General features: G+C 69.0%; 18 protein-coding genes and 2 pseudogenes. 9 read left to right on the forward strand and 11 right to left on the reverse strand.

Going from position 1 to position 25,592, the window contains the following annotated elements:
- Window positions 1–121: 121 nt before the first annotated feature.
- On the reverse strand, window positions 122–316 hold the full coding sequence (locus tag ABZT06_RS13855; protein ID WP_355739636.1) for a hypothetical protein: 195 nt from the start codon (window positions 314–316) through the stop codon (window positions 122–124).
- A gap of 300 nt (window positions 317–616) precedes the next feature.
- Here ABZT06_RS13855 and ABZT06_RS13860 point away from each other — a divergent pair, with 300 nt between their 5' ends.
- The 5 genes from ABZT06_RS13860 (at window position 617) to ABZT06_RS13880 (ending at window position 5,609) form a co-directional block, all read left to right on the forward strand.
- The gene (locus tag ABZT06_RS13860) at window positions 617–1,843 is read left to right on the forward strand and encodes a serine hydrolase domain-containing protein (protein WP_355739639.1); all 1,227 of its coding nucleotides are present in this window, start codon (window positions 617–619) and stop codon (window positions 1,841–1,843) included.
- A gap of 178 nt (window positions 1,844–2,021) precedes the next feature.
- On the forward strand, window positions 2,022–3,218 hold the full coding sequence (locus ABZT06_RS13865) for an MFS transporter (protein WP_355739642.1): 1,197 nt from the start codon (window positions 2,022–2,024) through the stop codon (window positions 3,216–3,218).
- A gap of 183 nt (window positions 3,219–3,401) precedes the next feature.
- Entirely contained in the window at window positions 3,402–4,049 is a 648-nt protein-coding gene (locus ABZT06_RS13870) for an HAD family hydrolase (RefSeq protein WP_355739645.1), read from the forward strand.
- A 61-nt stretch (window positions 4,050–4,110) separates the two neighbouring features.
- Window positions 4,111–5,022 carry an NAD-dependent protein deacetylase gene (locus ABZT06_RS13875; protein WP_355739648.1) on the forward strand — a complete coding sequence of 304 codons (912 nt, stop codon included), beginning with the start codon at window positions 4,111–4,113 and terminating at the stop codon, window positions 5,020–5,022.
- Window positions 5,023–5,042: 20 nt separating this feature from the next.
- Window positions 5,043–5,609, forward strand: coding sequence for a hypothetical protein (locus tag ABZT06_RS13880; RefSeq protein ID WP_355739651.1), 567 nt, complete (start codon window positions 5,043–5,045; stop codon window positions 5,607–5,609).
- Between the two features lie 121 nt (window positions 5,610–5,730).
- Here the strand turns inward: ABZT06_RS13880 and ABZT06_RS13885 are convergent, their stop codons facing one another.
- From ABZT06_RS13885 to ABZT06_RS13905, 5 genes are all read right to left on the reverse strand, one after another.
- A complete protein-coding gene (locus tag ABZT06_RS13885) occupies window positions 5,731–6,579 on the reverse strand; it encodes a hypothetical protein (RefSeq protein ID WP_355739654.1) in 849 nt (282 codons plus the stop codon).
- Between the two features lie 384 nt (window positions 6,580–6,963).
- Window positions 6,964–7,818, reverse strand: a complete 855-nt coding sequence (locus ABZT06_RS13890; RefSeq protein WP_355739657.1) for a carbohydrate ABC transporter permease — start codon at window positions 7,816–7,818, stop codon at window positions 6,964–6,966.
- Complete coding sequence (locus ABZT06_RS13895) at window positions 7,815–8,750, reverse strand: sugar ABC transporter permease (protein WP_355740165.1); 936 nt, start codon at window positions 8,748–8,750, stop codon at window positions 7,815–7,817. Before ABZT06_RS13895 ends, ABZT06_RS13890 begins: the two co-directional genes overlap by 4 nt.
- A gap of 95 nt (window positions 8,751–8,845) precedes the next feature.
- Window positions 8,846–10,159: a carbohydrate ABC transporter substrate-binding protein gene (locus ABZT06_RS13900; protein ID WP_355739660.1), complete on the reverse strand. Its 1,314-nt coding sequence runs from the start codon at window positions 10,157–10,159 to the stop codon at window positions 8,846–8,848.
- A gap of 91 nt (window positions 10,160–10,250) precedes the next feature.
- Window positions 10,251–11,321: a LacI family DNA-binding transcriptional regulator gene (locus tag ABZT06_RS13905; RefSeq protein WP_355739663.1), complete on the reverse strand. Its 1,071-nt coding sequence runs from the start codon at window positions 11,319–11,321 to the stop codon at window positions 10,251–10,253.
- 193 nt (window positions 11,322–11,514) lie between these two features.
- Here ABZT06_RS13905 and ABZT06_RS13910 point away from each other — a divergent pair, with 193 nt between their 5' ends.
- The 3 genes and pseudogenes from ABZT06_RS13910 to ABZT06_RS13920 all read left to right on the forward strand — a co-directional run.
- The gene (locus ABZT06_RS13910; RefSeq protein ID WP_355739666.1) at window positions 11,515–13,680 is read left to right on the forward strand and encodes a glycoside hydrolase family 36 protein; all 2,166 of its coding nucleotides are present in this window, start codon (window positions 11,515–11,517) and stop codon (window positions 13,678–13,680) included.
- 1,446 nt (window positions 13,681–15,126) lie between these two features.
- Window positions 15,127–17,679 carry a CBM35 domain-containing protein gene (locus ABZT06_RS13915; RefSeq protein ID WP_355739669.1) on the forward strand — a complete coding sequence of 851 codons (2,553 nt, stop codon included), beginning with the start codon at window positions 15,127–15,129 and terminating at the stop codon, window positions 17,677–17,679.
- Between the two features lie 49 nt (window positions 17,680–17,728).
- Window positions 17,729–17,821, forward strand: a pseudogene (locus ABZT06_RS13920) (transposase); the annotation flags it as partial.
- Between the two features lie 62 nt (window positions 17,822–17,883).
- Here the strand turns inward: ABZT06_RS13920 and ABZT06_RS13925 are convergent.
- Window positions 17,884–18,863: pseudogene (locus ABZT06_RS13925) on the reverse strand (transposase); the annotation flags it as partial.
- A 337-nt stretch (window positions 18,864–19,200) separates the two neighbouring features.
- On the opposite strand from ABZT06_RS13925, the gene ABZT06_RS13930 reads away from it, so the two are divergent.
- The gene (locus ABZT06_RS13930) at window positions 19,201–21,210 is read left to right on the forward strand and encodes a S9 family peptidase (protein WP_355739672.1); all 2,010 of its coding nucleotides are present in this window, start codon (window positions 19,201–19,203) and stop codon (window positions 21,208–21,210) included.
- Between the two features lie 193 nt (window positions 21,211–21,403).
- On the opposite strand, the gene ABZT06_RS13935 is transcribed toward ABZT06_RS13930, so the two are convergent.
- From ABZT06_RS13935 to ABZT06_RS13950, 4 genes are all read right to left on the reverse strand, one after another.
- A complete protein-coding gene (locus ABZT06_RS13935) occupies window positions 21,404–22,141 on the reverse strand; it encodes a class I SAM-dependent methyltransferase (RefSeq protein WP_355739675.1) in 738 nt (245 codons plus the stop codon).
- A 116-nt stretch (window positions 22,142–22,257) separates the two neighbouring features.
- Window positions 22,258–23,631, reverse strand: a complete 1,374-nt coding sequence (locus ABZT06_RS13940; RefSeq protein ID WP_355739678.1) for an MATE family efflux transporter — start codon at window positions 23,629–23,631, stop codon at window positions 22,258–22,260.
- Between the two features lie 288 nt (window positions 23,632–23,919).
- Window positions 23,920–24,495 carry a hypothetical protein gene (locus ABZT06_RS13945; protein ID WP_355739681.1) on the reverse strand — a complete coding sequence of 192 codons (576 nt, stop codon included), beginning with the start codon at window positions 24,493–24,495 and terminating at the stop codon, window positions 23,920–23,922.
- Window positions 24,492–25,514 (reverse strand): DUF4232 domain-containing protein, encoded by a 1,023-nt coding sequence (locus ABZT06_RS13950; protein ID WP_355739684.1) that lies wholly within the window; start codon window positions 25,512–25,514, stop codon window positions 24,492–24,494. The genes ABZT06_RS13945 and ABZT06_RS13950 overlap by 4 nt, the downstream gene beginning before the upstream one ends.
- Between the last annotated feature and the right edge of the window lie 78 nt (window positions 25,515–25,592).

Raw genomic sequence — 25,592 nt, forward strand, 5'->3', positions numbered from 1 at the left:
CGCCCTGCGCGTCAGTGGTCTCTTCTTCGGACGCCTCGACGACGAAGTCGGTAGACGACGTCTTGGGGCGGTGCTCCTCGGGTACGGTCACGCCTTCTCCTCGTTCGTCCGTGCTGCCGGCTCAGGCCGGGTGGTCCGGCTGCTGCTCGGGAGGCGTGCCGCCACCCTTCCCTCCGCCCTTGTCGCCGCGGTCGGTGCCATGGGCCTGGCCGCCGGTTCCGTGGGCCGGCTGTGCCGCCTTGCGGGCCTGGCTGTCCTGCGGAGTGCCCGCTCCCTTGTCACTGCGCCGCAGTTCGGGCTGTTGCGGGTTCGACATCGGCTCTCCTCCTTGCCTCACCTGTGCGCCGAAACGCTTGCCGCTACACGGGTGGCTCACGGGCCCCGTCCGAAACGTCCAACGGAGACACTCACTCCCACCCCGCTCAGCGCCGAGGACCCGGGCGGACAGTCCACGGGCCGGCGATCCAGCCTGCCGCCATCGCCCTAGTGCGTCAGAGCGACTCGCGACGCGCTGAACGGGTGGACTCCGGCGGAGCCGATCGCACCAAGAACTCGCGGCATCGGCGCAGATGGTGACCTGGCTGCCTCGCCCCGAACCTGGAAGAGGCACGCAGACGTGAGACGTCGTATCCCCGCCCGCCGTGTTTTCGCCGCAGCACTGCTCACGGCGTCCGTATTGGCTCCGTCGGCAGCAATTACCCCGGCCACCGCCGCCCAGCCCCTCACGGCCCACCGGTCCATCGATGACGACTGTCCCCCGCGTGAACTCGACCGCTCGCTTGCCACGCGGCTGGACAAGGCCATCGAGACGGTACGTCGGCAGACCGGCGTACCCGGTGTCGTCACCGGCCTGTGGATGCCCGGCAAGGGCAGCTACGTCCGCGCGACCGGCATCGCCGACAAAGCCACCGGTGAGCCCATGAACACCGATGTCTTCGTCCGGATCGGCAGCGAGACCAAGACCTTCACGGCCACGGCGCTGCTCAAGCTCGTCGACGACGGCCGGCTCGGACTCGACGACCCGATCTCCGACTACGTCCGCAACGTGCCCAACGGATCCCACATCACGTTGCGGCATCTCGCCGAAATGCGCAGCGGTCTCTTCCCGTACACCGACGACGCGGACTTCCAGCACGATCTGCTGAGCGATCCGAAGCGGTCGTTCACCCCGCAGCAGGTACTGGCGTACGGCTTCAGGCACAAGAACACCTTCGCGCCGGGGACGCAATTCCAGTACTCCAACACCAACTTCGTTCTGCTCGGCCTCGTGGTCGAGAAGGTCAGCGGGCAACGCCTCGCCGACTTCATCGAGAAGCGGGTGCTGCGCCCGGCCCGCCTCTCCCACACGCTGCTTCCGAACCGCTCCGAGTTCCCCCAGCCGCACCCGCACGGCTACACCGACCAGACGCTGAGTGGTGCGGTCACCGACAGCACCGATTGGAACCCCAGTTGGGCATGGGCGGCCGGCGGGATGATCTCCGACCTGCGCGACCTGCATCGCTGGGCGAGGATCGTCGCCACCGGCACTCTGCTGCGGCCGCAGACCCAGGCGCAGCGGCTCACCATGCTGCCCACCGGCCACCCGGGCACGAGCTACGGCCTCGGCATCTTCGAGAGCGGCGGCTGGATCGGGCACAACGGCTCCATCCCCGGCTACGAGACCGTGACCGTCTACCTGCCCTCGAAGAAGGCCACCCTCGTATTGATGATCAACACTGACATCACGTACCAGGGCCAGGAGCCGTCCTCCCTGCTGGCACGGGCGATCACCGAGATCGTGACGCCGGACAACGTCTACGACCGGGCGGCCGCCACGCAGCAGACGCGAGCACTCCGGTCGTAGACGCCTGCCCCGGCGGGACGTCGGCGGCTTCGACAGCGGTCACAACCGGAGATCTGAGTGGTCCGACTCCGACTGCTCTTCTCCCCTGCCGAGCAGTTATGTAGATTTGTACATAACTGCTGGACGCGGGGCCCGTCGCCTGCCCGCGCCGTTCATCCGAGCCCCGCGGAGCCTCCTCTTGACAGACCCCGCCGCGCGTCGGCGCCGCCAGGCCCTCTACCTCTTCTTCTTCCTGCCGGGTATCGCCATGTCCTCGTGGGTCACGCGCACTCCCGACGTGCGGGACCGACTGGGCGTGTCGACCGCGGAGATGGGGCTGATCCTGTTCGGCCTGTCCGTGGGATCCATGATCGGCATCCTCTGTTCCGGCCGCCTCGTGGAGCGCTTGGGCACACGGACCGTGATCGTGCTCGGCACCACCCTGATCATCTCGGCCACGATCGTCATCGGCGCCGGCAGCGCCGTTGCGTCGCCTCCCCTGGTCACGGCCGGGCTCTTCCTGTTCGGCGCGGGGATGGGCTCGGGCGAGGTGGCGGTCAACGTGGACGGCGCCGACGTCGAGCGCATCACCGGCACACCGGTTCTGCCCACTCTGCATGGATGTTTCAGCCTGGGCACGGTGGTCGGCGGGGTGGCCGGGATGACCGCCACGGCCGCGGGGATCCCCGTCCACTGGCATCTCGCCGTGATCACGCTCGTCTCCACAGGGATGCTGGTCCACGCCTCACGTGCGCTTCCTGCGGGCGTCGGCCTCAGCACGCAACATGACACGTCCGACTCGGCCCCGCCCTCTGGGCCGCCGGTCTGGACGGACCGCAAGCTGCTCCTCATCGGCGCCATCGTGCTGGCCATGGCCCTGGCCGAAGGAGCCGCCAACGACTGGCTGCCGCTGCTCATGGTGGACGGCCACGGCCTGGACGCCACAGCCGGTTCACTCGTCTACGTCGGGTTCGCCGCCGCGATGGCACTGGGGCGCTTCTGCGGCACGTTCTTCCTCGTCCGTTTCGGACGCGCAGCCGTCCTGCGAGCGAGCGCCGTCTCCGGGGCTCTCGGACTCGTCCTCGTGATCTTCTCCGACAACGTGGCCGTCGCGGCCGGCTCCGTCCTCTTCTGGGGACTTGGGGCCTCTCTCGGCTTCCCGGTGGCCCTGTCGGCGGCCGGCGACTCAGGCCCCGACCAGACCGCGCGCGTCTCACTGGTCGCCATCATCGGCTACGTCGCGTTCCTCGTCGGGCCGCCGGCCCTCGGCTTCCTGGGTGACCACTACGGGCTGCGTACGGCGATGGTCGCGGTTCTGGTGTTCGTCGCCTCCGCCATCTTGATCGCCCCCGCCGCCGACACCCGCGACCGGACTGCCACGACACTGGACGCGTGACGTGCGCCCCGGCGTCACGAGACCGGACCGCGCAACACCTCCCCACCGCCATGAACTGCCCAGTCCACAGGACGAGTTACCCGTCTCCCTGACAGCGTGAGCCATAGCCGTCCGACCGTGCGGCGGCTCGGAGCGGGACGGGCCCATACCGGTCGCCCGCCACGGCAAGTAGGGTCCATCATCGTGAAACTCGCGATCTTCGATCTGGACGGCACCTTGGTCGACCGCAGCGGCGCTTTCGCCGACGCCATCACCAGTCTGAGCAGCGACCACGGCTACGGCCCCGAGATCGAACAATGGTTGCTGACCGAGCTCGCCGACCACGCCGAGCGCGGTGATTTCGACCGACTGCGTGCCGCCTTCCCCGTCGCCGAGAGCGCCGACCATCTGTGGCGCGTCTACATCGACCGTATGTCGTCCTCGGTGCACTGCCGCCCGGCCGTCCTCAGCAGCCTGGAGCGTCTCAAGGAGGCAGGCTGGAGCATCGGCGTCGCCACGAACGGCGCCAGCGACATCCAGCGCGCCAAGATCCACGCCACCGGACTGGCGGACCTGATCGACGGGATCGCGGCGTCCGGCGACGTCGGCATCAGCAAACCCGACTCGCGCCTGTTCGAACTCGCCGCCGCACGATGCGGTACGCAGCTCAGCCCCGGCGACTGGATGACCGGCGACAACCCGGAGACCGATATCGTCGGCGGCCACGAGGCGGGGCTGCGCACCATCTGGGTCACCGGCCGCCCCTGGCCCGACCGACTGGTGACTCCACACCACACGGTCGACGACGTCGTGGACGCCATCGGCTACCTGCTCGGCGAGGGACCGGCGTAGTGCCGAAGGACCGGCACGGCCGGGAGACACGAAGCGGGCCTGGTTCCGTACCCTGGCTCACATGCGCACCCGTCCGACACTGCACTGGACCCCTCCCCCGGACCTGCCACCGGCCACCGCCGATCTCCGACCGGTGACCGACGCGCTGAGCGCCGGCGGTGTGCTGGTTCTCAGCGGGGCGGGCATCTCCACGGAGTCGGGCATTCCCGCCTACCGCGGCGAGGGCGGGAGCCTGAGCAGGCACACGCCGATGACGTACCAGGACTTCACCGCATCCCTGGAGGCACGGCGAAGATACTGGGCACGCAGCCATCTCGGGTGGCGTACGTTCGGGCGCGCCCGTCCCAATGCCGGTCACCAGGCCGTCGCCGCGTTCGCCCGGCACGGTCTGCTCTCGGGTGTGATCACCCAGAACGTCGACGGCCTCCACCAGGCCGCCGGCGCCGAGGGAGTCGTGGAACTGCACGGGAGCCTGGCCAGAGTCCGATGCCTGGCCTGCGGCGCCGTCACCTCACGCCGTGACCTCGCCGTACGGCTGGAAGAGGCCAATGCGGCCTTCGCGCCGGTGGCCGCGGGAATCAACCCCGACGGTGACGCCGACCTCTCCGACGAACAGGTCGCCGGCTTCCGCGTCCTGCCGTGCGCCGACTGCGGCGGCATCCTCAAGCCCGATGTGGTGTTCTTCGGCGAAACAGTGCCCGCGCAACGGATCGAGCGCTGCCGTCAGTTGGTCCGGGAGGCGAGATCCGTACTGGTGCTGGGCTCCTCGCTCACGGTGATGTCCGGACTGAGGTTCGTCCGCCAAGCGGTCGAGGCCGACAAGCGGGTCCTCATCATCAACCGGGACCCCACCCGCGGCGACCAGTTCGCGCACACCCGCGTCAGCCTCCCGCTGGGAACCGCCCTGTCGTCCGTCGCGGGCCGGCTGAACCTTCCGGTCGACGCACAGACGACACCCCGGCCGACGCCCTGACAACCGCTGAAGGGAGACCCATGACGGAGCCCGGTCTGTTCGAACTGGAAACCGTCGTGGTGGGACAGCCGAAGCGTTCCCGCTGGCGCAGATACCTGGGTCCTGTCTTGACGGTGGCCACCGTGAAGGGGACTCCGCTGGCTCGGGTCACGTACACCGACGACACGCACTGCGTGCTCACGGATATGTCCGGCGACTTCATCATCCGTATCGAGCAGTCGGGGCCCGCGGAATTCCGCTTCACCGACGCCGCGGACCGGGAGGTCGGCGCCGCCGGTGCCCGTGGACTGGTCAAGTCGCGGCAGTTGGAGCTCCGGACGGAAAAGGGACGCCGGCTCCTCCTCACACGGCCCGGGCTCCCGTACATCCAATGGCATCTCACCGATCCCGCTGCGGAAGGGGGACCGATGCCGGAGGTTCTCGGCCGGGTCACGGTGAGCACCATCGACTCGTGGATCGGGTTGCAGCAGTACGTCGTCGAAATGGACTCTCGCCTGGACGCCCACGAACGGCGGACCGTCATCGCGGCGACAGTCTGTCTGCACCTGATCCGACGGCCACCGGGTGACAGCGCAGCGCCGGTATGAGCAGCGCGCTGGTGACGTGGCGACGTGATGAGCTGTCAGATGCCGGCCACGCTCCACGTGTTGCCGGCCGACGGACGGAGGCAACACGTGGAGCCACGAGCCGGTGGTGTGAGCTGGGGCGCTACTTGACGTCGACGTAGTCGCCGGCCGCCGAGGAAGCGCCGGTGGTGGTGTTGGTCGCGAACGAGTATCGGTAGTAGCCGTCGGCCGTGGCCTTGGTGGTGGTCTTGAGGGCACCACCGGTGCCGCTGGTGACGGACTTGAGGGTGGTGTAGGTCTGGCTGCCCTTCTTGCGGTACTGCAGCGACACCTTCTGCCCCGCGTAGCCGCCGTACTTGCCGTTGCTCCAGTCGGCCCGCTTCAGGGTGCCGACGACGGTGATGGTTCTGCCCTTCTTCACCGGCTCCGGGGTGGCGTTGACGGTCAGCTGGGAGGCCCTCTTGATTTTGGTGGTCGCGACGTTGTCGTCGTAACTGGCGTTCGCGTAGAGGTCGTAACCGCCGAGGAACAGCTTCCAGGTTCCGGCGACACCGTTGTTCTTGAAGTCGGTGGCGGCGTTGATGTGGAAGACGGCCGTGCAGGCATAGACACCGGTCTGGGCCGTGGACTCGACGCAGTTGGGGTCGTCGTCGGTGCCCAGGGAACCGGTGATGGTGTCCGTGCTGGAGCTGTCCGTCCCCTGCCAGAGGAAGGCTTCCGTCAGTGCGACCCCGCTCGAACTGGTGGCGACGTACGTGACGGTGACGGTCTTCTTGGTCGTGACGCCCAAAACGATGTCCTTGCCGCCGTTGATGACAGCCTTCGAGAACTTCATGCTGCCCAGCGAGTCGTTCGGATGGACGGTCTTCGCGGCGAAGCCGCCGAGGCCTGCCGACCCACCCGGACGCTCCACCGCCTGAGCGGTTGCCGGAAGAACGAACGTGGACACGATGACGGCAGAGAACACGACGGCTTTGACACGTATACGCATGTGACTACCCCTGGTGTTGAGAGAGGGCTGCAGAACTGCCTGCTGGGCCGGGCCTGTCGATGTGGTCGGTGCACGAATCCGACGGAGAGTCGCAGACGTTCACTCTTCAACGCCGGACATGGAAGTCCGGCAAGGCGTCCCTGCGGCCGACGCTGCCCGCAAAGGCAGGGCAGACAGGGCAGGCGCGCGGGAACGTCGACAAACCCCCGGGCCGAGCAGCGCGTTGAAGATCATGGACCACACCAGGCACAGTACGCGTCACGGGGCATGGTTCCGCATCCGTGAAATTACGTAATCCCTCACGCAGGACAGCCATATGGGCGGCACAGAGAGTGGAGTCCGGGGCGTGCGGGGAGTCACGCCCCGGGGATCAGGGAGACTGGGTCACTTGACGGCCCCGCTGGTGATGCCGGCGACGACCCTGCGCTGGGCGACGACGAACACCGCCACCATCGGCAGGCTCATCATCACGACGTAGGCGAAGATCAGGTGCCAGTTGTTGAGGTACAGCTGGGCGTTGGCGACCTGGTAGAGGTTGAGCGGCAGGGTGGCCTTCGCGCCGCCGCCGAGCACGAAGAAGGCGTAGAAGATGTCGCTCCAGGCGAACAGCATCACCATGATCGTCGCGGTGGCGATGACCGGCTGCAGCAGCGGCAGGATGATCCGGAAGAAGACCCGTGCCGGCCCTGCCCCGTCCATGCGCGCGGCCTCCTCCAGTTCCTCGGGGAGGTTCCGGATGAAGCCGGTCATGAAGAAGATCGACGTGGACAGATACATGCCGGTGTAGACGGCGATCATGCCGAGCTGGGTGCCGGCCAGGCCCAGCTGGCGCAGTTCCATGACGATGGTGATCACCGCCGGGGGCAGCAGCAGTCCGCTGATGCTCAGCGCGTACAGGGTGCCCACCAGACGCCCGGTGCGGCGGGCGAAGACCCAGGCGGCGCCCGCGCCCAGCAACAGGACCAGGACGACCGAAGGGACCACGACCAAGAGGCTGTTGACGAAGCCCTGGACGATCTTGCCCTGGTCGAAGGTCTGTTGGTAGTTGTCCGCGACCTGGACGTGGTGCGGCAGGGAGAGGTTGGGCTTGATGGCCTCGGCCTGCGGCTTCATCGAGGTGACCACGACGAGCCACAGCGGGATGCCGATGGTGACGGCGGCGACGAGCACGACGGCCACCGGCTGTACCCAGCGCGGCAGATGCCGGCGCGCGGGGGTGAACACGGGCACGGTGGTCACTGGTTGTTCTCCCTTCGGCGCAGACCGACGATGACGGGGACGGCGAGGACGACGACGATGAGGAAGAGGACCAGGCTCATGGCGGACGCCTGGGCGTACAGCCCCTGGCCGAAGACGCGGAACATGTAGATGTTGAAGACCTCCGTCTCGCTGCCCGGCCCGCCGGCGGTGGTGGCCTGCACGATGTCGAAGGTGTTCATGGAGCCGATCAGTGCGGTGGTGACGTTGAAGGTCACCGCAGGGGCCAGCAGCGGGAACCGGATCGACCAGAAGGTGCGCCAGGGTCCGGCGCCGTCGATACGGGCGGCCTCCAGGACGTCTCCCGGCATGCTCTTGAGTCCTGCCAGGTAGATCAGCATGGCCAGGCCCATCCACTTCCAGCCGTGGATGAGGGTCACCACGACCAGCGTCCAGGTCGTGGAACCCAGCCAGGGGGTGTCGACGTGATGGCCGACGAGTGAGGACAGGACGCTGTTGAGGGCGCCGTCCTGGGCGAGCAGGGCGCGGAAGATGTAACCGACCGCGAGGGCCGAGATGAGCACCGGCAGGAAGAACACCGCACGGAAGAAGCGGTTGAACCGGCTGTCGCGCTCCAGCAGGAGGGCCAGGGCGAGCCCGAAGCCGTTCTGGAAGAGGGCGACCAGCACCGCGTACTCCACGGTGATGCGGATGTCCCGGAACATCGAGCCGTCCTGCAGGATGCTCCGGATGTTGGACAGTCCGGCGAACCGGATGTCCGAGTGGAACGCCGACCAGTTCGTGAACGGGTAGACGAAGTTGAGCAGGTTCGGCAGCAGGAAGAAGGCGCCGAACACGGCGAGCGCGGGCAGGGCGAACCACCACGGCTGGTTGGGTTTGCTGCGCGGCCGACGGCGCGGAGCGCGCCCGGCCGGGCCGTCCGCTGTGCTGGGACTGACGTCGGTGACGCCGATGGTGGCTGTGTCCGCCACTTCTCACCTCCGGTGGGTGGCCCCGGGCAACCCTGCTGGCGGGCGCCCGGGGCGGGTCGTGCGAAGGGACGTGCCGGTCAGAAGCCGGGGACGGCGCGCGCCTTGAGGACCTGGGCGAACTGGTCCTGGGCCGCCTGGGCGACCTGCTCCGGCGTCTTCTTGCCGTAGATCATGTCGGCCAGGGCGAGGTGTATGTCGGGCGCGGTGAGAGCCTTGACCTGGAACACACCGGTGGCGGTGGCGAGCGAGTCGGCCTGAGCGGTCGCGGTCTGGGGCAGGCCGTCGGGGTTGGGCACGGACGGTTCCACCGAGACGATGCGGTTCGCCTTGATGTAGGCCGGGTAGTCCTTGCCGAGCCAGAAGGACAGGAACTGGCGGGCGGCGTTCTGCCGTTGGGTGTCGCCGGTGTTGAAGGCGACGACGCCGTTGGTCTGGTCGGGCGAGTAGAGAGCCTTGCCGGAGCTGTTGGAGACGGGGAACCACCCCAGCTTCTGGTCCATCTCGGCGGTGTTGGAGGTGGCCTGGATCTCGCTCTGCAGCGAGGTGACGTTCACGGCCATCGCGGCGCTGCCGTCCAGGATCGCCTTGCCCTGGTCGACGAAGGTGGCCGTCTTGTAGTTCTTCTGCGCCAGCCCGCCGTCCAGGACCTTCGTCTTGTACTTCTTGATCGCGTTCACGATCACCGGGTCGGTCCACTTGGCCTGGTTCTTGTTGAGCTTGTCCCAGAAGCTCTGCGGCAGGTCGGTCATCTGCAGCTGGACCTGCCACTGCAGGGGCCACTTGTCGCCCCCCACCTCGAAGAACGGCGCGACACCCGTCTTGGACTTGATCGTCGCGGCGGTGGCGAGGAGGTCGTCGTAGCTGGTGGGCATCTTGGTGATGCCGGCCTTGGCGAAGACGGCCTTGTTGTAGTAGACGCCGAGGGAGGCGGGGCTGGTGACGATCGCGGCGTAGCGGTGGCCGTCGACCTGGCCGAGGCTCTGCTCGGTCTTGCCGAGCTTGGAGACCCAGTCCTCGTTGTCCAGCTGGAGCAGGTTCTTCTGCGGCTGGATGAACGGCAGCGTGGAGCCCGTGGGCTGCCAGAACATCAGGTCGGGCTTGTCGCCGGAGGCCAGCTTGGTGGGCACGTTCGACTCGTAGGGGTCCGGTATCACCTGGGTGGTGACGGTGGCCCCGGTCGCCTTCTCGAACGCGCTGATGGCCTGCTTGGGCTCACCGACGCTGTTCTGCGCCACCCACATCGTCAGGTGGACGCCCTTCAGGCTCGCGGTCGCGTTCACTGACCCGGTCGGGGCGGCACCGGAGCTGGTGCCGCCGGAGGCGTCGCTGCAGGCGGTGGCAGCCAGTCCGAGGGCACACACGGCGGCGAGGGAGGAAACGGCTCTTTTCATGGGTCTTTCCTTAAGCGCGCGAGGGTTGGCGGAGCGGGGCTGTGAAGAGGGGTGACGGCTGAGGCGACGCAGGGGCGCGAAGGTGCCCGGGTCATACGTCCCGGCTCCCGGTGCTTTCGCGCCGGATCAGATCGGGGCCGGCGAGCGTCGGCTCGGGCGGCTGGAAATCGGGCTCCAGCTGGGCTCGCAGGAGTCCGAAGGCGGAGCGGCCCAGCCCCTGGAAGTCCAGGCGGACCGTGGTGAGGGCGGGTGTCACGAAGCCGGAGTGCGGGGCGTCGTCGAAACCGATGACGCTGACGTCCCCCGGGACGGAGCGGTTGGCGTGGTGCAGGGCGCGCAGCACGCCCAGTGCCAGGTCGTCGTTGCCGCACAGGATCGCGGTGACGCCCGGATCGCGGGCGAGTTTGCGGCCCGCGTCGTAGCCGGCCTGCGCGTCCCAGCCCTTGCCGGTGGGCGGCGGCGGGGTGACACCGGCGGTCACCAGGGCCTGACGCCAGCCCTCGGCGCGTGGTGCCGCCGAGCGCTTGGAGCCGGTGGAGGCCGGGATCGCCACGTAGTGGACGGTGGGGTGGCCGAGTTCGAGCAGGTACTCGGTGGCGGCGCGGGCTGCCTCCCGGTCGTCGACCCACACGGCCGGTCGGGCAGGGGTCCGGCCCGGTGGCGGCGCTTCGACGGCCGCGGCGCACGGCACGTTGGACGGAATACGGTCCAGGGCCGCTGCTCCGAGCCGGTCGAAGCCGATGACCATGATCCCGCCGCCGGCCGAGGTAGCCGTGGCGATGGTCCGGTCCAGGTCGTCCTCGGGGGTCAGGACCCGCACGCCGACCGAGTATCCCGAGGCGCGGGCGGCCTCCTCCAGGCCCTGCAGGGTGGCTGCGTAGCCGTAGAGGACGGTGTTGGACGTCAGTACGGTGACCGACCTGGTGACGCCGCTGGCCAGGGCGAACGCGGTGGCGTTGCGCTGGAAGCCGAGTTCGCCGATGGCGGCCTCGACCCGGCGTCGCGTCTCGTCCTTCACGTTCGGGTGGTCGTTGATGACCCTCGAAACGGTCTGGTAGGAGACGCCGGCCGCCTGGGCGACGTCGCGGATACTCGCGGGCTTCCGCTGCTTCCCCTGAGGGCCGGCATGGGCTCCGGAGCTTGTGTGACCGGTCACAGACATGCGAGGATTGTGAGCGGTCACAGCACGGCCGTCAAGAGGTCGCAACAGCGGTGTTACCTCACGGGCAAAAAAGCGAACCATCGCTTCGCGGGCCTGGAGAACCGCGGAAACGCGACGCCACCTGCGCGTACCGCATCGAGACGCCCGCCTGGGACCACCGAACCGTTCGATCTGTCCCAGAAGGGGAATCGCGTTGACAGCTTCTGCTGAAATCGCCCAGGAGTCTCTGCTGTGGACCAGTGAAGCCCTCGGCCTGCGCGCCGTCGCGGACTCCGCCGGGTCGGTGAGGCTGACCGACGCCGATCACCACCAGGACTCCCCCGTCGCCGATCATCACTGGGACTCCCTCGTCCCCGTCGTCGAGGTCGTCCTCACCGGACACGGACGCACCTGGTCCGGAGAGCGCTTCATCGACACGACCGTCGGCAACCGCCTGGTGCTGCGCGACCACGACACCACCGAAGACGGACAGTGGCGGCACACCACGATCCGGCTGACCGACCCCCAGACCCGTCTCGCCGCCGACCTCACCCTCAGCACCGTCCCCGGCTCTGGGTTCCTGCGTTCGCAGGTACGTCTGGTCAACGAGGGCGACTCCCCCCTGCATCTGGAGAGCGTGTCCACCCTCACCCTCGGCGGCATCGTCGACCGGGCGGCCGGTCTCGACGGCCTGACCCTGCACTGGGCGGACAACGACTGGCTCGCCGAGTGCCGCTGGAGCCAGGCCGCCTTCCGGGACCAGGTCGTCCCGTTGAACCGGGCCGCCCACGGTCACGAGGGACGCGGCTGCTTCGAGCGGTACTCGCAGGGCTCCTGGTCGACCGGCCGGCACCTGCCCCTGGCCGCGCTCACCGACGGCGGTGAGGGTGCCTGGCTGTGGCAGATCGAGTCGAGCGCAGGCTGGCGCTACGAGACCGGTGAGCGCGAGGGCGCCGCCTACGTCGCCCTGTTCGGTCCCGACGACGCCCATCACCAGTGGCGGCAGACCCTGGCGCCGGGCCAGGAGTTCACCACCGTGCCCGCCGTCCTCGTCCGCGCCAGGACCGGTGGACTCGACGGCGCGTTCGGCGAGCTCACCGCCTACCGCCGCCGCATCCGCCGCGACCACCCCGACCTCCGCGCCCTGCCGGTGATCTACAACGACTACATGAACACCCTGATGGGCGACCCCACCACCGCGAAGCTCCTGCCGCTCATCGAGGCGGCCGGTGCCGCCGGGGCGGAGGTCTTCGTCATCGACGCCGGCTGGTACGACGATGACGCCCAGGGCTGGTGGGACGCCGTGGGCGCCTGGGAACCCGCCGGGCGCCGCTTTCCAGGCGGCATCCAGGAAGTGCTGGACGCCATCAGACAGCACGGCATGACACCCGGACTGTGGCTGGAACCCGAGGTCGTCGGCGTACGCAGCCCGCTGGCCGACACCCTGCCGCCCGAGGCGTTCTTCCGCCGGCGCGGGGTCCGGATCACCGAGCACGGCCGCCACCACCTGGACCTGCGCCACCCCGCCGCCCGCGCCCATCTCGACCAGGTCGTCGACCGTATCGTGGGCGAGTGGGGCGTGGGTTATCTGAAGCTCGACTACAACATCAACATCGGCCCCGGGACCGAGAACGGCACCGAAAGCCCGGGGGCGGGCCTGCTCGGGCACCACCGCGCCCACCTGGACTGGCTCGCGTCGCTCCTGGACCGCCATCCCGACCTGGTACTCGAGAACTGCGGATCAGGTGGGCTGCGCATGGACTACGCCCAACTCGCGGTCACCCAACTGCAGTCCACGAGCGACCAGCAGGACCCGCTGCGCTACCCGCCCATCGCAGCCTCGGCGGCAACCGCGGTCACGCCCGAACAGGCGGCCGTCTGGGCCTACCCGCAACCCCACTTCGATCTCGACCAGATCGCGTTCACGATGACCACCGCCCTGCTGGGCCGTGTGCATCTCTCCGGCTTCCTGGACCGCATGGACGCCGCGCAGTCGGCCCTCGTCCGCTCGGGCGTCGACGTCTACAAGAGCATCCGGTCCGAGATCAGCGGCGCGCTCCCCCTCTGGCCCCTGGGCCTGCCGTCATGGGACGACGACTGGCTGGCCCACGGACTGCGCACGGACTCCGCGACCTACCTCGCACTGTGGCGGCGGAAACCCACCTCCTCGGGTATCGAAGCCCTGGAGAGCGCCGACAGCCGGGCCTTCCGAATCCCCCACCTCATGGGCACTCCCCCGCGCGTCGAGCTGCTGTACCCGACCGACGCGGGTGCCACGGCGACCTGGGACGCGGCCACGGGGCACCTCACCGTTTCCTTGCCACGCACCGACACGGCCGTACTGGTCCGACTCGGCACACCCGGTGGAGAACGCGGCTGACACCAGAACCGCCAGAGGGCGCGACGCGCCGAGCGACGTAGTCCCACCAGCACCGGGTCGAGCCGTCCACTGTCAACTGGACAGTGGCCAGTGGCCAGGCTCAAAGGTATGCCAGTTCCGTCCAGGGCGGATTCGTCCTGGACGAGAGCGTCGGCACACAGCGCCACGGCCGCGCCCCCGTCGTGGATCGTCGGCACACAGCGCCACGGCCGCGCCCCGTCGTGCTCTTTCCACGCGTCCCCCCGGCGGCGCGGAAAGTTTCGTTGGCTTCACCTGTCGCCGTCGCCTTCACCTGCCGCCGTCGCCGACATGCTCCGTCGGCCGCCGACAGCGGTTGACCGTGAATTGAAGCCCCAGGTGGCCGAGTTGTCGACCATGACCAAGCCGCTCGGCCAGAGCCTCGAGTGTGTCCGTCCCCTCATCGGAACCGGCTCTCCCCAAGCCCGATGCGCGAAGGACAGCGCAGCCCCGACGTCCACGGGGCGGCATCGACATCGGGCTCCATGAAGGTGCGCTCCCCGGTCCGAGTCCGAGACCCGTATGCAATTCCCGCCGCACCCCGACTGACGTGGTCAACATTTTCCCTCCCTCCGTAGGGGCCGCACCAAGGCGGTCCTCACGGGTCTGAGCTGGGCACTCCGCTCGGCGGGCAGGGTGAGCCGTGGCCAACTGCGGTACGCGGAACATGAATTCCATGCGTCCGCCTCTTGACGCTCACGTTGTGACCGCTCACAATCCTCGCATGCATGTGACCGGTCACAAAGGTGCGACAGGCCTCTCCCACCCGCCTGCGTCGCGGGTCGTCCACGAACACTCGGACGTGCACGAGGGGACGACCCGGGAGCGGACTCAGGTGGCCACCGAGGCGCCGGGCTCAAGCTGCGACGCGCTCGCGCCGGCACTGGTCGGCGGCGTGATCCGGTCCGTCCCCATCCGTACGCCCGACATCGCCCTCCACGGAAGCGCAACCACCCTGCACGGCTCCGTGGTGACACCCCGCGACAGGGGGCGACGGCAGTCTCCGCGAGCGCCCGGCGCGTCGTCTCCTTCGCCGCCCGGCAGGAGCTGGGACACGCGGACCGGCACGAAGCCCGACACGAAGCCGTACGCCAGCGTGTTCCTGACCGGCAGCACCGCTTCCCGCGATGCCCTCGCAGCCGTCACCATCGGCATCCCGCCGCCTGCTTCGCCCCCGACGGAGGGGACGAAAACACCCTGCCGCCCGACCTCACTCGGGTCACCGGCGCCCAGCCGTACCTCGACAACCGGCACCTGACCCTCGCCCTTGTCGTGATGACGAGCCCTCCCCGGGTGCTCGCCCTCGTCACCGCCCAGGGCCGCGTCATCCCCGGCATCACCAGCGGCACCGTCAAGTACCCCCGGCTCACGCCGGATCCACCCAGCCCCGCACGCCTCCCGCAACGCCGCGGGAGGAGGAGGACCGACATGCCTCGAACAGCCAGCAGATCCACACGCTTCCGCAGCCTCATGGGCGCGGGCGTCGTCGCCGCAGCCCTCGTCGGCACGGCCCTGACCATCCCCACCGCGCAGGCGGCGACACCTCAGCTGACAGTCGACCTCGGCCGGACCACCGGCGCCGTCGTGCACGGCGCCAACGGCACGCTCTACGGTCTCAGCGACGACGGCGTTCCCGGCGACAATCTGCTCGACCCCCTGCACATGACCTCGATCGTGCAGAAGGCGCCCGACGGCCTGCAGCACCCCAACGGCGACGCGTTGACGGTCAAGCCCGCCTACGACCGCGCCGGCGGCGGCGACGTCCAGATCTACATGCAGGACTACTACTCCCAGTGGCCCTACGAGAACCTCGGCCTGGACGACTACCTGGCCAAGGTCGACACCATGGTCCGCAAGGTCGCCGCCCGCCCCGACGCGGACGATTTCATATGGGTGCCGTTCAACGAGCCCGACGGCATCTGGTACCAGGGCCTGGGCAGCTCCGACACCGCTACCTACACCAGCACGCGTGACCGGTTCGAGAAGGACTGGGCCACCGTGTACAAGAAGATCCGCTCGATCATCCCGGACGCCCGGATCGCCGGCCCCAACGAAACCCACTACGACGCCCGGCTCATGGCCGACTTCTACCCCTGGGCGAAGGCCCACAACGTCCTGCCGGACGTCACCACCTGGCACGAACTCGACCCGGGCTCACTCGCGAACTTCGAGTCCAACCTGGCCGCCTACCGGACCATCGAGAAGAACGCCGGCATCCCCCACCGCCCGGTCAGCATCAACGAGTACGCCAACCGGCGCGACCAGTCGGTGCCCGGCCAGATGGTCCAGTGGCTGTCGATGTTCGAACGCAACAAGGTCTACGCCGACCAGGCGTACTGGAACATCGCGGGCAACCTCAACGACAACGCCGTCCAGACCAACATCCCCAACGGCAGCTGGTGGCTGCTGCGTTGGTATGCGGGTCTGACCGGCAAGACCGTCGCGACGACCCCGCCGCAGGCCAACACCATCGACACCCTGCAGGGCATCGGGTCGCTGGACACGCGCCGCAAGCAGGCCCAGGTCCTCCTCGGCGGCGGAACCTCCGGCTCGGTCGACACCGTGCTCCAGCACATACCCACCTCCTTCGGCCACGACGTCAACGTGACGGTGGAGCGCGTTGGTTGGAGCGGCTACGAGGGCGGCGCCGCACCGGGCGTGGTCTCCCGCACCACCCGTACCGTCGGCAAGGACCGCGCTGTCACCGTGCCGCTGACCGGCCTGGACCCCATGGCCGCCTACCGCGTCACCGTCAACCCGGCCGGCGGCGGCACGCCCACCGCGGCGAGCCTGCCCTGGTCGGCGTCGTATGAGGCCGAGAACGCCGCGATCACCGCGGGCACGGTCTACTCCCAGGGCTCGCGCTCCAACCCCTACGGCTTCGCCACCTCGGGCACCAAGGACGTAGGCAGTCTCAACCAGCCGAGCAGCAAGGTCGCCTTCACCGTCACCGTCCCGAAGACGGGCACGTACGACCTGGACGTCTTCTACGGCAACCAGTCCGGCACCCCCTCCACCCAGATCCTCACGGTGGACGGCGGCTCCCCGGTGACCCTCACCTACGGGTCCACGCTGAACTGGACCTATCGCTCCGTCGTGCGCACCCCGGTCACCCTGTCGGCCGGCACCCATACCCTGGCCCTGGCCAAGGGCACCAGCGAGGTCACCCTCGACAAGATCGACCTCACCGCGTCGGAGACACCGCAGGCCGTCTACCCGGCGACGTACGCCGACATCACCGGTTCACCGTCGTACGACTACTCCGCCTCGGGCGTCAGCGGCGCCGGTGCCCTGGTGCTGCGGAAGAGCGACAAGGCCGTCTTCGACGTCAGCGCACCGGCCGACGGGTACTACACGGTGCGGGCCGACTACACCGGCAACGGCACCCTGAGCCTGGACGGCGCCACAGCGGCCACGCTGACACCGGCCAAGGGGAAGGAGACCGGAAAGACCCTGCGGTTGTACCTGTCCGCGGGCAACAACCGCATCACCGCGGCCGCACAGGGCTCCACCCAGCTCTCCCTGCGCGACCTGCGTGTCACCGGTGCGCCGAGCACGGAGGGCGTGACCGCCTACGAGGCCGAGGACGGCACCCTCGCCGGCAGCGCGGCCGTCGCGAGCAACTCCTGGACCTCGGGCGGAAAGTACGTCGGCGACATCGGCAACGGCTCGGGCAACACCCTCACGCTGTCCGTGAAGGCGGCCAAGGCCGGGCGGTACGTGATGAGCGTCCGTTACGCCAACAACCAGGTCTCGGGCTCCGGGAACTACAACACCAACGTCGTGTCCCGGGCAGGCGACATCACCGTCAACGGCACCACGCAGACGGTCATGTTCCGCAACAGCTACAGCTGGTCCAACTTCTGGTACCTGCCGGTCCCGATCACCCTCAAGGCGGGCACCAACACCATCACCTTCGGCAACGCCGCCGCGTACGCGCCGGACATCGACCGCGTCACGGTCGCACCCCTGAACGGCTGACGCCGTCTCCGGCCGGGGCCTCCGCAGGGCCCTGGCCGGGGCCAAGGACCTGCCCTTCCTCTCCCTCAACGTCAAGATCCGCAAAGTCATCTGCAGCACCAACGCGGTCGAAAGCGTCCACACCCGCATCCGCAGGGCTGTCACGCCCGCGGACGCTTCCCAGATCGCCGTCGAAGGCCGACTCACCCGGCCAACAACCTTCCCCAGGCGGATCAGCGTGCCCTCGACGATGGGGATTCACCGGCGTGGTCGATCCAGGCAGAGCGAGTGGTCAGGCGGGCGTGGATGCGGTCCCAGGCCATCGCGCGGGCAGTGCCGTACGGGTCGGTGACCTGCGTCGTTGCCGTGTCCGGCTCGCCCCAGGTGTCCGGCTTGGCGAAGCGGACTTCCTTGCCGTGCTTCGGCCGTCGCCCGCCCTGGGGATAGGCCGGGGCGTACTCCTTGAGCGAGGGCGTCGGCCGTCGCACGACACGGTCGGAGCGCATCCGTCCCAGCACTTCGGCCGGAAGGCCGTCGAGGAGGTGGGCCACGCGCGGGGCGTCGTAGCCGACGTCGAAGACGATGAGGATGTCGCGGTCGCCGTCGTGCCAGCGGCCCATCTCGATCAGGTCCTCGACCATACGGCGGAGCTGGGCGGCGGTGACCTCGGCGACGTCGCCCTCGGGCCCGAGCCGGCCGGCGTCCAGGAGCTGGCACCAGGACGCCCGGCCCGATTCCAGGGCGGCGACGAAGGAGTACGGCCAGCCGGGGATGAACTGGTCCGAGGACCGTCCGCTGCGACCGCAGACGTGGCAGAACAGCAGGTCCGCGCTGGTCGGCGCGTCCGGGCGGAGCCAGTGGCTGACGTCGACCGCCAGGACCAGGCGGCCGTCGGCAGCCTGTGGCATCGGCAGCCCGGCCAGCACCTGACGCAGCCGGGGCACGTCCACGTTCCCGCAGTTCAATGCCTCATACATTGCGCCGTGCCCACGCCGGTGCTCGGCCACCAGCGTCAGATCCACCGGCGAGGTCACCGGACCGTCCGCGCACAACAACGCATCGACGAGCTCGAACAGTTCGTCCCCGCGCGCGGTCAGGCAGTCGAATAGGCCGTCCCGGAAGCGTGACGCCTGCGCGAACGCTTCCCCGGGACCGGCGTCAGGCAGCAGACTCACTTCACGGCCCTCGTCTTGATCGGTGCACATTGGTCGGAGCACATGATCAGACGAAGGCTGCCCCAGCGTCCGGCGAATACCCGTGCAGGCGACCGTGTTCGGGACACCGTTCGGAGCACCAGACTTGGAAGATCAGGTCTGTGCGGTGTCCGTAGGTGATTTCCTCCTCAACGCGGCAGGTCAGTGCCGTCGTGGGGCTTCTCGGGCAGGAGTGGCCGTTCCGCGAGAGCGTCTCGGTAACGGCGACAACGTACGGCGTTACATCCGTGTATGTGCGGTCGGTTATGTGGGAAGAGCTGCTGACAGACGGGCGCCCCACGTCATGCTCCCTGGCTGTCTGTATCGTGCCGGGGCGACAATCGCCTGCATGATCGAGTCCTCAGGTGGCCCGTCCGCCTTCCGTGACCTGTCCGCCTTCGTCGCCTGCCCCCGTGTCAACTCCCTTGCCCTGTCCGTCGATGGCACTCGTCTCGTAGCCGTCGTGCAGTCGCTGTCCGGGGACGGGACGCGGTTCGTGTCCGGTCTGTGGGAGATAGATCCGGCCGGGGAGCGCGGCGCGCTGCGGCTGACTCGGTCCGACAAGGGTGAGTCGGGGCCGGTGTTCGGTCCGGACGGGACGCTGTACTTCTTGTCCGAACGCCGCGCTGCGGACGGCGACGAGGACGAGGGTGCCGCTCTGTGGGCGCTGCCGCCGCGCGGAGAGGCCGTCGTCGTGGCCCGGCACCCAGGTGGGATCGCTGCGGTCACCGTCGCCCGTGACTCCGGCGCGCTGTGCCACACCGCGGGGTTGCTGCCGGGTGCCGCCGACGCCGAGGCGCACGGCATGCTGCGCGCGGCGCGGAAGGACGCGAAGGTCACCGCGATTCTGTATGAGGCGGGGCCGACCCGTGCATGGGACCACGATCTTGGCCCGGCGGAGCCGCACACCTTCGTCCGCGCCGGTGCCGACGCGGAGCCAGTCCATGCCGGCGGGCAGGGGATCGGTCTGGAGGATCCGGGGGACGCGGCGTTGTCGCCGGACGGCACACGGGTGGCGTACCGCCGGTTCGTGCCCGGGCGGGTCCCGGACGAGCATCGCACCGCCGTGGTGGTGGCCGACGCGGCGAGCGGTGAGGAGATCCACGTCGTCGGCGATCTGGAGCACCTCTACGAGGGGCCGCGGTTCACACACGACGGCTCGGCCATCGTGTGCCGCCGGATGCGCTACCCGACGTACGACGAACCCTGGGAAGCGACTCTCGTCCGGGTCGACCTGGCCGACGGCGCGGTGCGGGACTTGCTGCCCAGGTTCGACAACTGGCCCGGTGGCGTGGCCTGTTCACCGTTGGACGACACGCTGTTCTTCACGTCCGATGAACAGGGGCACGCGCCCGTCTTCCGGCGCGATCCGGACGGAGTTGTCACACGCCTGACGGCTTCGGGTGCGTACGGCTCGCTGACCGTGGCCCCCGACGGGCGGACGCTCTACGCCCTGCACCACGCGGTCGATGCGCCGCCGACGCCCGTCCGGATCGACGCCGGCATCGCCGACCAGCCTCCGGCCGGGCTGCCCGCCCCGGGTGGCTTCGGCCAGCTGCCCGGCACACTCACCGAGGTTCACACGGAGGCGGACGACGGGTTCCTGCTGCGCGGCTGGCTCGTGATGCCCGAGGGCGCGTCCACCGAGCAGCCCGCTCCGCTGCTTGTCGCCGTCCACGGCGGACCGCAGTTCAGCTGGAACGGCTGGACCTGGCGGTGGAACCCGTGGCCCTTCGCAGCACGCGGCTATGCGGTGCTGCTGCCGGATCCAGCCCTGTCGACCGGCTACGGACAGATCAACCACCGGCGCGGCTGGGGGCAGTGGGGCGGGCGCCCGTACACGGATGTGATCGCGCTGACCGACGCGACCGAGGCCCGAAACGACATCGATGCCTCACGCACGGCGCTCGCCGGCGGCTCGTACGGCGGATACATGGCGAACCGGGTCGCCACCAGCACGGACCGGTTCAAGGCGATCATCAGCCATGCAGGTCTGTGGGACCTGCGGATGTTTCAGGGTGACACCGATGTGCCCTGGTACTTCCAGCGGATCTTCGGCGACCCGCTGACCCGCCCCGAGCGGTACGAGGCCGACTCCCCGCACCTGGACGTCGCCAAAATCCGCACCCCGATGCTGGTCATCCACGGGGCCAAGGACTATCGCGTGCCCGTCGGGCAGGGCGCCACCCTCTTCCAGGAACTGCAGCGGCACGAAGTCCCCGCGAAGTACCTCTACTTCCCGGACGAGAACCACTGGATCCTGAAGCCGAACCACACACACCTGTGGTACGAGACATGCCTCAACTTCCTCGACCACCACGTCCTCGACACCGAATGGCAGCAACCCGACCTGCTGTGACCGGGCAGACCCGGAAGCCATCGCTCTACCGACTTGCGCCACGATGAGTGACCGGCATGTCGGACTTGCGGCGGCCCGGACTCGACTGAAGCCAGCCAGTCCAACGCCTGCTGGTACGAGTAGACGCGCCCGCCGGCATCCTGAGTTCCTGCAACGGTCCGCACTCGCCAGCTCGAAGAAGAAAAACATCTACTCACGCCTTCAGAGCGATGAGGCGATACAACGGGTCCGGGCGCGGTGCTTCCTGGTCCGGCAGCTCGGAGAGCCGCCGACTAACCTCCGCCACCTGATCCGGGGCGGCATGCGTGCACCACGGGATGTGGTCTGCGTCGATCGCCTTGCGCCACCTGCGCGGGCTGCGGCCCTGACCGGTGCCTGGGAACACAGTCTCGCCGACGAGCCCCAGCCTGTACGCGGCCGCCAAGTCGAGTACCCGGGCGACGTGATCAGGCACACGAGGCGCGTACTGGCGTCGCAGCTCCGCTGTGATCTGGGCTATGTCGCTGTCCTCGACGAAGTACGCATCGTCCTTGCCGACGGTAGTGATCAGCACACCGCCAGGCCGCAGCACCCTGGCTGCCTCGGCCAGCACCGCAGCAGGGTCGGGCAGCAGATGCAGCAACCAGACCATCACCACGGCATCCACACTGTCCGACGCGACAGGAAGCTGTGTGGCATCGGCGCATGCCGTGCCTCCAGGCACTCGCTGGGCGGCCAGGCCAAGCATCCTGGGCGAGCGGTCGACTCCCAGCGCCGTGCGTTCCGGCCGCAGCAGTCTCCTGGTGACGATGCCCGTGCCGCACGCGATGTCCAGGAGCGTGCAGGTGCCTTGGGGCAGCAACTGTTCCAAGGCGTCCGCCGCCGCCTGCGCCCGCGGTTCGCCGCCTCGGGAAGCGTCATAGGTCCGGGCCTCGCCGTCGTAGTCGATCACCTGTCATCCCGTCCGTGCGCCACACGGCGCACCCTTTGTGTTGGCACAGGTCATGACCGACGCCCCGAGTAGACCGCGCACATCAACGCCGCAGCGTTCAAAAGGCCCAGAGACGTTCAGCGTCCTGGCCCCGGCCCTGGTACAGCGGTGGCATTCCCGCCTGACGCTGTCGATGGGACGGACGCGCCGATCTGGGCGCTGTGGCGAAGGAAGGACACCAACTTGGTGACGGCCTGGAGCAGGTTCGTACATGCCAGGGCGGTCCAGAGGCCGGGCAACCCGGTTGTGTCGGCGACCGGGACGGACAGCGCGGCCAGGATCCCGAACCACACCGCAGTGGACACCAGACTCGGCCCGGTGCGTTTGAGTCCGACGAGGCCGAAGCCCGTCACTGCTTGCAGGGCGTCGGAGACCACCACTGCCAGGATCAGCGGCAACAGTCCGATCACCTGGTTCTCCAGTGCCGGGGTCTTGGTGAACAGACCCACCATCGGGCCTTGCAGCACGAGCAGGACAGTCCCCAGTACGGTGACTGCGCACAGAGCTACCCGGATCCCGGCCGACACGCTGCGCCGGATGCGCACGGGATCCCGTGCCTCGGCGTATTCGGCGATCAGCGGGACCGTGGCCTGACCGACCGCGACCGCCGCGGTGAAGATGACGTTCACCAGCGATTCGGACACGCTGTGCACGGCGGCGCTGTCGGTACTGATCCGGGCGGCCGCGAAGGTCAGTACGCCGAGCACCGAGAACTTGACGAGTACGGTTCCGCCGAGTGGGAGTCCTACACGGGCTAGACGTAGTATCTGGCGCGGATCCGGCCGGCCTGGTCGTATCCGCCGACCGGCCAGCACCGTGCGGCGGCGCAGCGCGTACTGGTTGAGACTGGTGCTGACCAGGCTGGAGGCGAGCATGGCCAGGCCCGCACCGGTCAGCCCGTAGCTCGGCAGCGGTCCCGGGCCTCCGACGAGCAGCCCCGACAATGTCACCGACGCCGCGGTGCCCGTCAGACCGGACCGCATCACCTCAGCGGAGTGGCCCAGTGCGACCAGCACGGAGGTTGCCGACTGGCCGACCGCGATCAGCAGTACGCTGCCCGCCAGCATCCATGGGAATGTGCCCAGCTGGGCGAGGACGCCGGGCCGAACTCCGAACATGTCGCCGAGCAGCGGCACCGCCGCCACCGCCACCGCGCACACTCCGCCCACAGCGAACGCCAGCCACATACCGCTGCGCACCAGCGGCAACAGGTTCCCGGGGGCGCTACGGTGCGGCGCGATGAACGGCATCACCCCGCGGAGCGCACCTGCCACGGTGGCAGTTGCCGGGCTGAAGACGGCCACCGTCACGGCGAACGCGGCCAGTGAGAGGGTGGAGTGGCGGCCCAGGAGGGCAGTGTCGACGAGAGAGCCTGCCGAAGCCGCGAGGGTGGTCACGTAAAGCGGCGCGGCCGCCTTCGCAATGGTCATGAATGCGCTGCGGTCGCTCACACGCGCACATCCTGCCACTCAACTTCACCTCGCCGCACACCAGTTGCCCAGACAACCTCGAACCCGTTGCGGCGGCAGAAAGGCCACACGTCAGCGCGCAGCAACCCCTGAACTACGGACGGTGTGGATGGGCAGGGACGTAGTGCCTCGGCCGTTCCACCGCCTCGGTAGCTGCTGTCGCACACAAGAGTGTCAACACACGCTGCGAGACCACGCCGTTGGCAAGCACCCTCCGCAGCCCACGGGAAGACCTGCGCACCCAGCACCGCAACCCGCCGACCGATCACCTCACGCGGTTCCCCGACTGCCCTGCCCCAGTTCGGAGCGGAACTGCCGCACGAGCGATTTCGGGTCCCGTACGACCTGCCACAAGCCGATCGACAGCAGTGCCAGGCTGATGGCGAAGCAGACCCAGAACACGAACTGGGTGCCGGTCGCGAGGTCGTGGGTGCTCCCGTCCTCGTAGCGGCAGTACGCCTGTGGAGGAAACCCCTTCGAGCCGCCGACGCCTCCGTAGTACATGGAGCACGGGTCTTCGCCGGGGTCTTTGATCGTGTCGTCCGCCGTGACGATCAGCAGCCAGGCCAGCGCCGCCGCCGGCACCGTGCCGAACACGATCATTTTCGTCCAGGTCGGCAGGCGGGGGTGGCCGAGCAGCCCTAGCAGCGCGAGCAGTATGACCGCGAACACCGACGCGACGGCTCCGGCGGTGAACGGCTTCTCGAACACCTCGTCCAGGAGCCAGACGACCCCGGCCACCGGTGGGGCCGTGAGGAGGACGACCTTGATCCCGGATGCGACACGCGGCTGCACGAGGAGGTACACGGCGAACGCGCACGTGATCAGAGCGAGGAGGGCGATCACGGGCGCGCGGGGGTGGTGGCGGCGGGGTTGCTGCGTGTCTCGTCCTTCCGCCACGGACCGACGCCGAGTTTTCCGGTCGTCCCGAGGTCGAGTTCCGGCACGACCATCACCGGATCAGCTGTGGGCTCGGCCCAGACGCGGACGTACGGCGCGTTCACCGGTTCGCCGGCCTGGGTGGTGTTGCGCCAGGCCAGTCCGGTCACCGCAGCCTCACCCGGCCGCAGGACGACCGGTCGCGGGCTGCTGTCCCCATCGATGCCGGTACCGATCTGATCGGTCCCCTGGAGGATCCGTACGCCGTCCACGGTGTGGTGGTCCTCATCCTGGACCGTGAGTCTCGGGTAGCCGTTGAGCCTGATGGGCCGGGTACCGCAGTTGACCAGGTGCAGGCCCACGACGCGCAGCCCCATGGCCGCGTCCCCCTCGTCGGCGTAAAGGTGCATACCCGACTCCGGGCACGTTCCCGAGGCGGACGACGCCTCGGCTTCGGGAACGTTCCGCACCTTGGTCACCTCCGCTCCCGTCACCTCGGATGCGTTGCCGACCGTCTCCCCCATGACGACGGTGCCCTTGACGGTCCGCCCCGGCCCGACCGCCTCGACGGTCTGCTGCGCGTTGTAGACCGCACCTCCGGAGGCCGAGAGGAACCCGATGGTCAGCATGTAAGTGGCGGTCTCCGTCTGCTGGTTGGTGATCTCGAAGTCCGCGCTGTAGTCGACTGCCGCGCAGCCGCTCCGCGCGCCCCAGGCGTACAGCGCGGTGATCTTGACTCCGTCCTCGTCCGCGGTGTCGCCGCCCACGGAGGGCAGAGGCAGCACGGTCGGCGTGCCGGAGGACCGAACGGACGCCTCTGAGGACAGCGGGCTGCCGTACCGGGCGACGTCCGTCGGGCACAGCGCCTCGGCCCGGACCGGGCCACCCTCGTCATCCCCGCCGGGCGAGGCGCTCTGGGAACCGCAGGCGGCGAGCAGCAGGGCAGCGGAGAGGACGGCGGGGGCGGTGCGGGAGGCGGTCGGCATCCGCCCACCCCACCAGGGAGACGCGTCCCGGGCTGTGGCGGAACCCACAGCTCCGGTCACAGCGGTGTCACAGATCAC

The organism is Streptomyces sp. NPDC005483, from assembly GCF_040606035.1.
GTDB lineage: Bacteria > Actinomycetota > Actinomycetes > Streptomycetales > Streptomycetaceae > Streptomyces.

What these genes read in the sequence shown, in the direction of transcription:
- ABZT06_RS13855 (WP_355739636.1), bottom strand. Translation starts at nt 316, where the DNA reads ATGTCGAACCCGCAACAGCCCGAACTGCGGCGCAGTGACAAGGGAGCG.
- ABZT06_RS13875 (WP_355739648.1), top strand. Translation starts at nt 4,111, where the DNA reads ATGCGCACCCGTCCGACACTGCACTGGACCCCTCCCCCGGACCTGCCA.
- ABZT06_RS13880 (WP_355739651.1), top strand. Translation starts at nt 5,043, where the DNA reads ATGACGGAGCCCGGTCTGTTCGAACTGGAAACCGTCGTGGTGGGACAG.
- ABZT06_RS13885 (WP_355739654.1), bottom strand. Translation starts at nt 6,579, where the DNA reads ATGCGTATACGTGTCAAAGCCGTCGTGTTCTCTGCCGTCATCGTGTCC.
- ABZT06_RS13900 (WP_355739660.1), bottom strand. Translation starts at nt 10,159, where the DNA reads ATGAAAAGAGCCGTTTCCTCCCTCGCCGCCGTGTGTGCCCTCGGACTG.
- ABZT06_RS13905 (WP_355739663.1), bottom strand. Translation starts at nt 11,321, where the DNA reads ATGTCTGTGACCGGTCACACAAGCTCCGGAGCCCATGCCGGCCCTCAG.
- ABZT06_RS13915 (WP_355739669.1), top strand. Translation starts at nt 15,127, where the DNA reads ATGCCTCGAACAGCCAGCAGATCCACACGCTTCCGCAGCCTCATGGGC.
- ABZT06_RS13930 (WP_355739672.1), top strand. Translation starts at nt 19,201, where the DNA reads ATGATCGAGTCCTCAGGTGGCCCGTCCGCCTTCCGTGACCTGTCCGCC.
- ABZT06_RS13950 (WP_355739684.1), bottom strand. Translation starts at nt 25,514, where the DNA reads ATGCCGACCGCCTCCCGCACCGCCCCCGCCGTCCTCTCCGCTGCCCTG.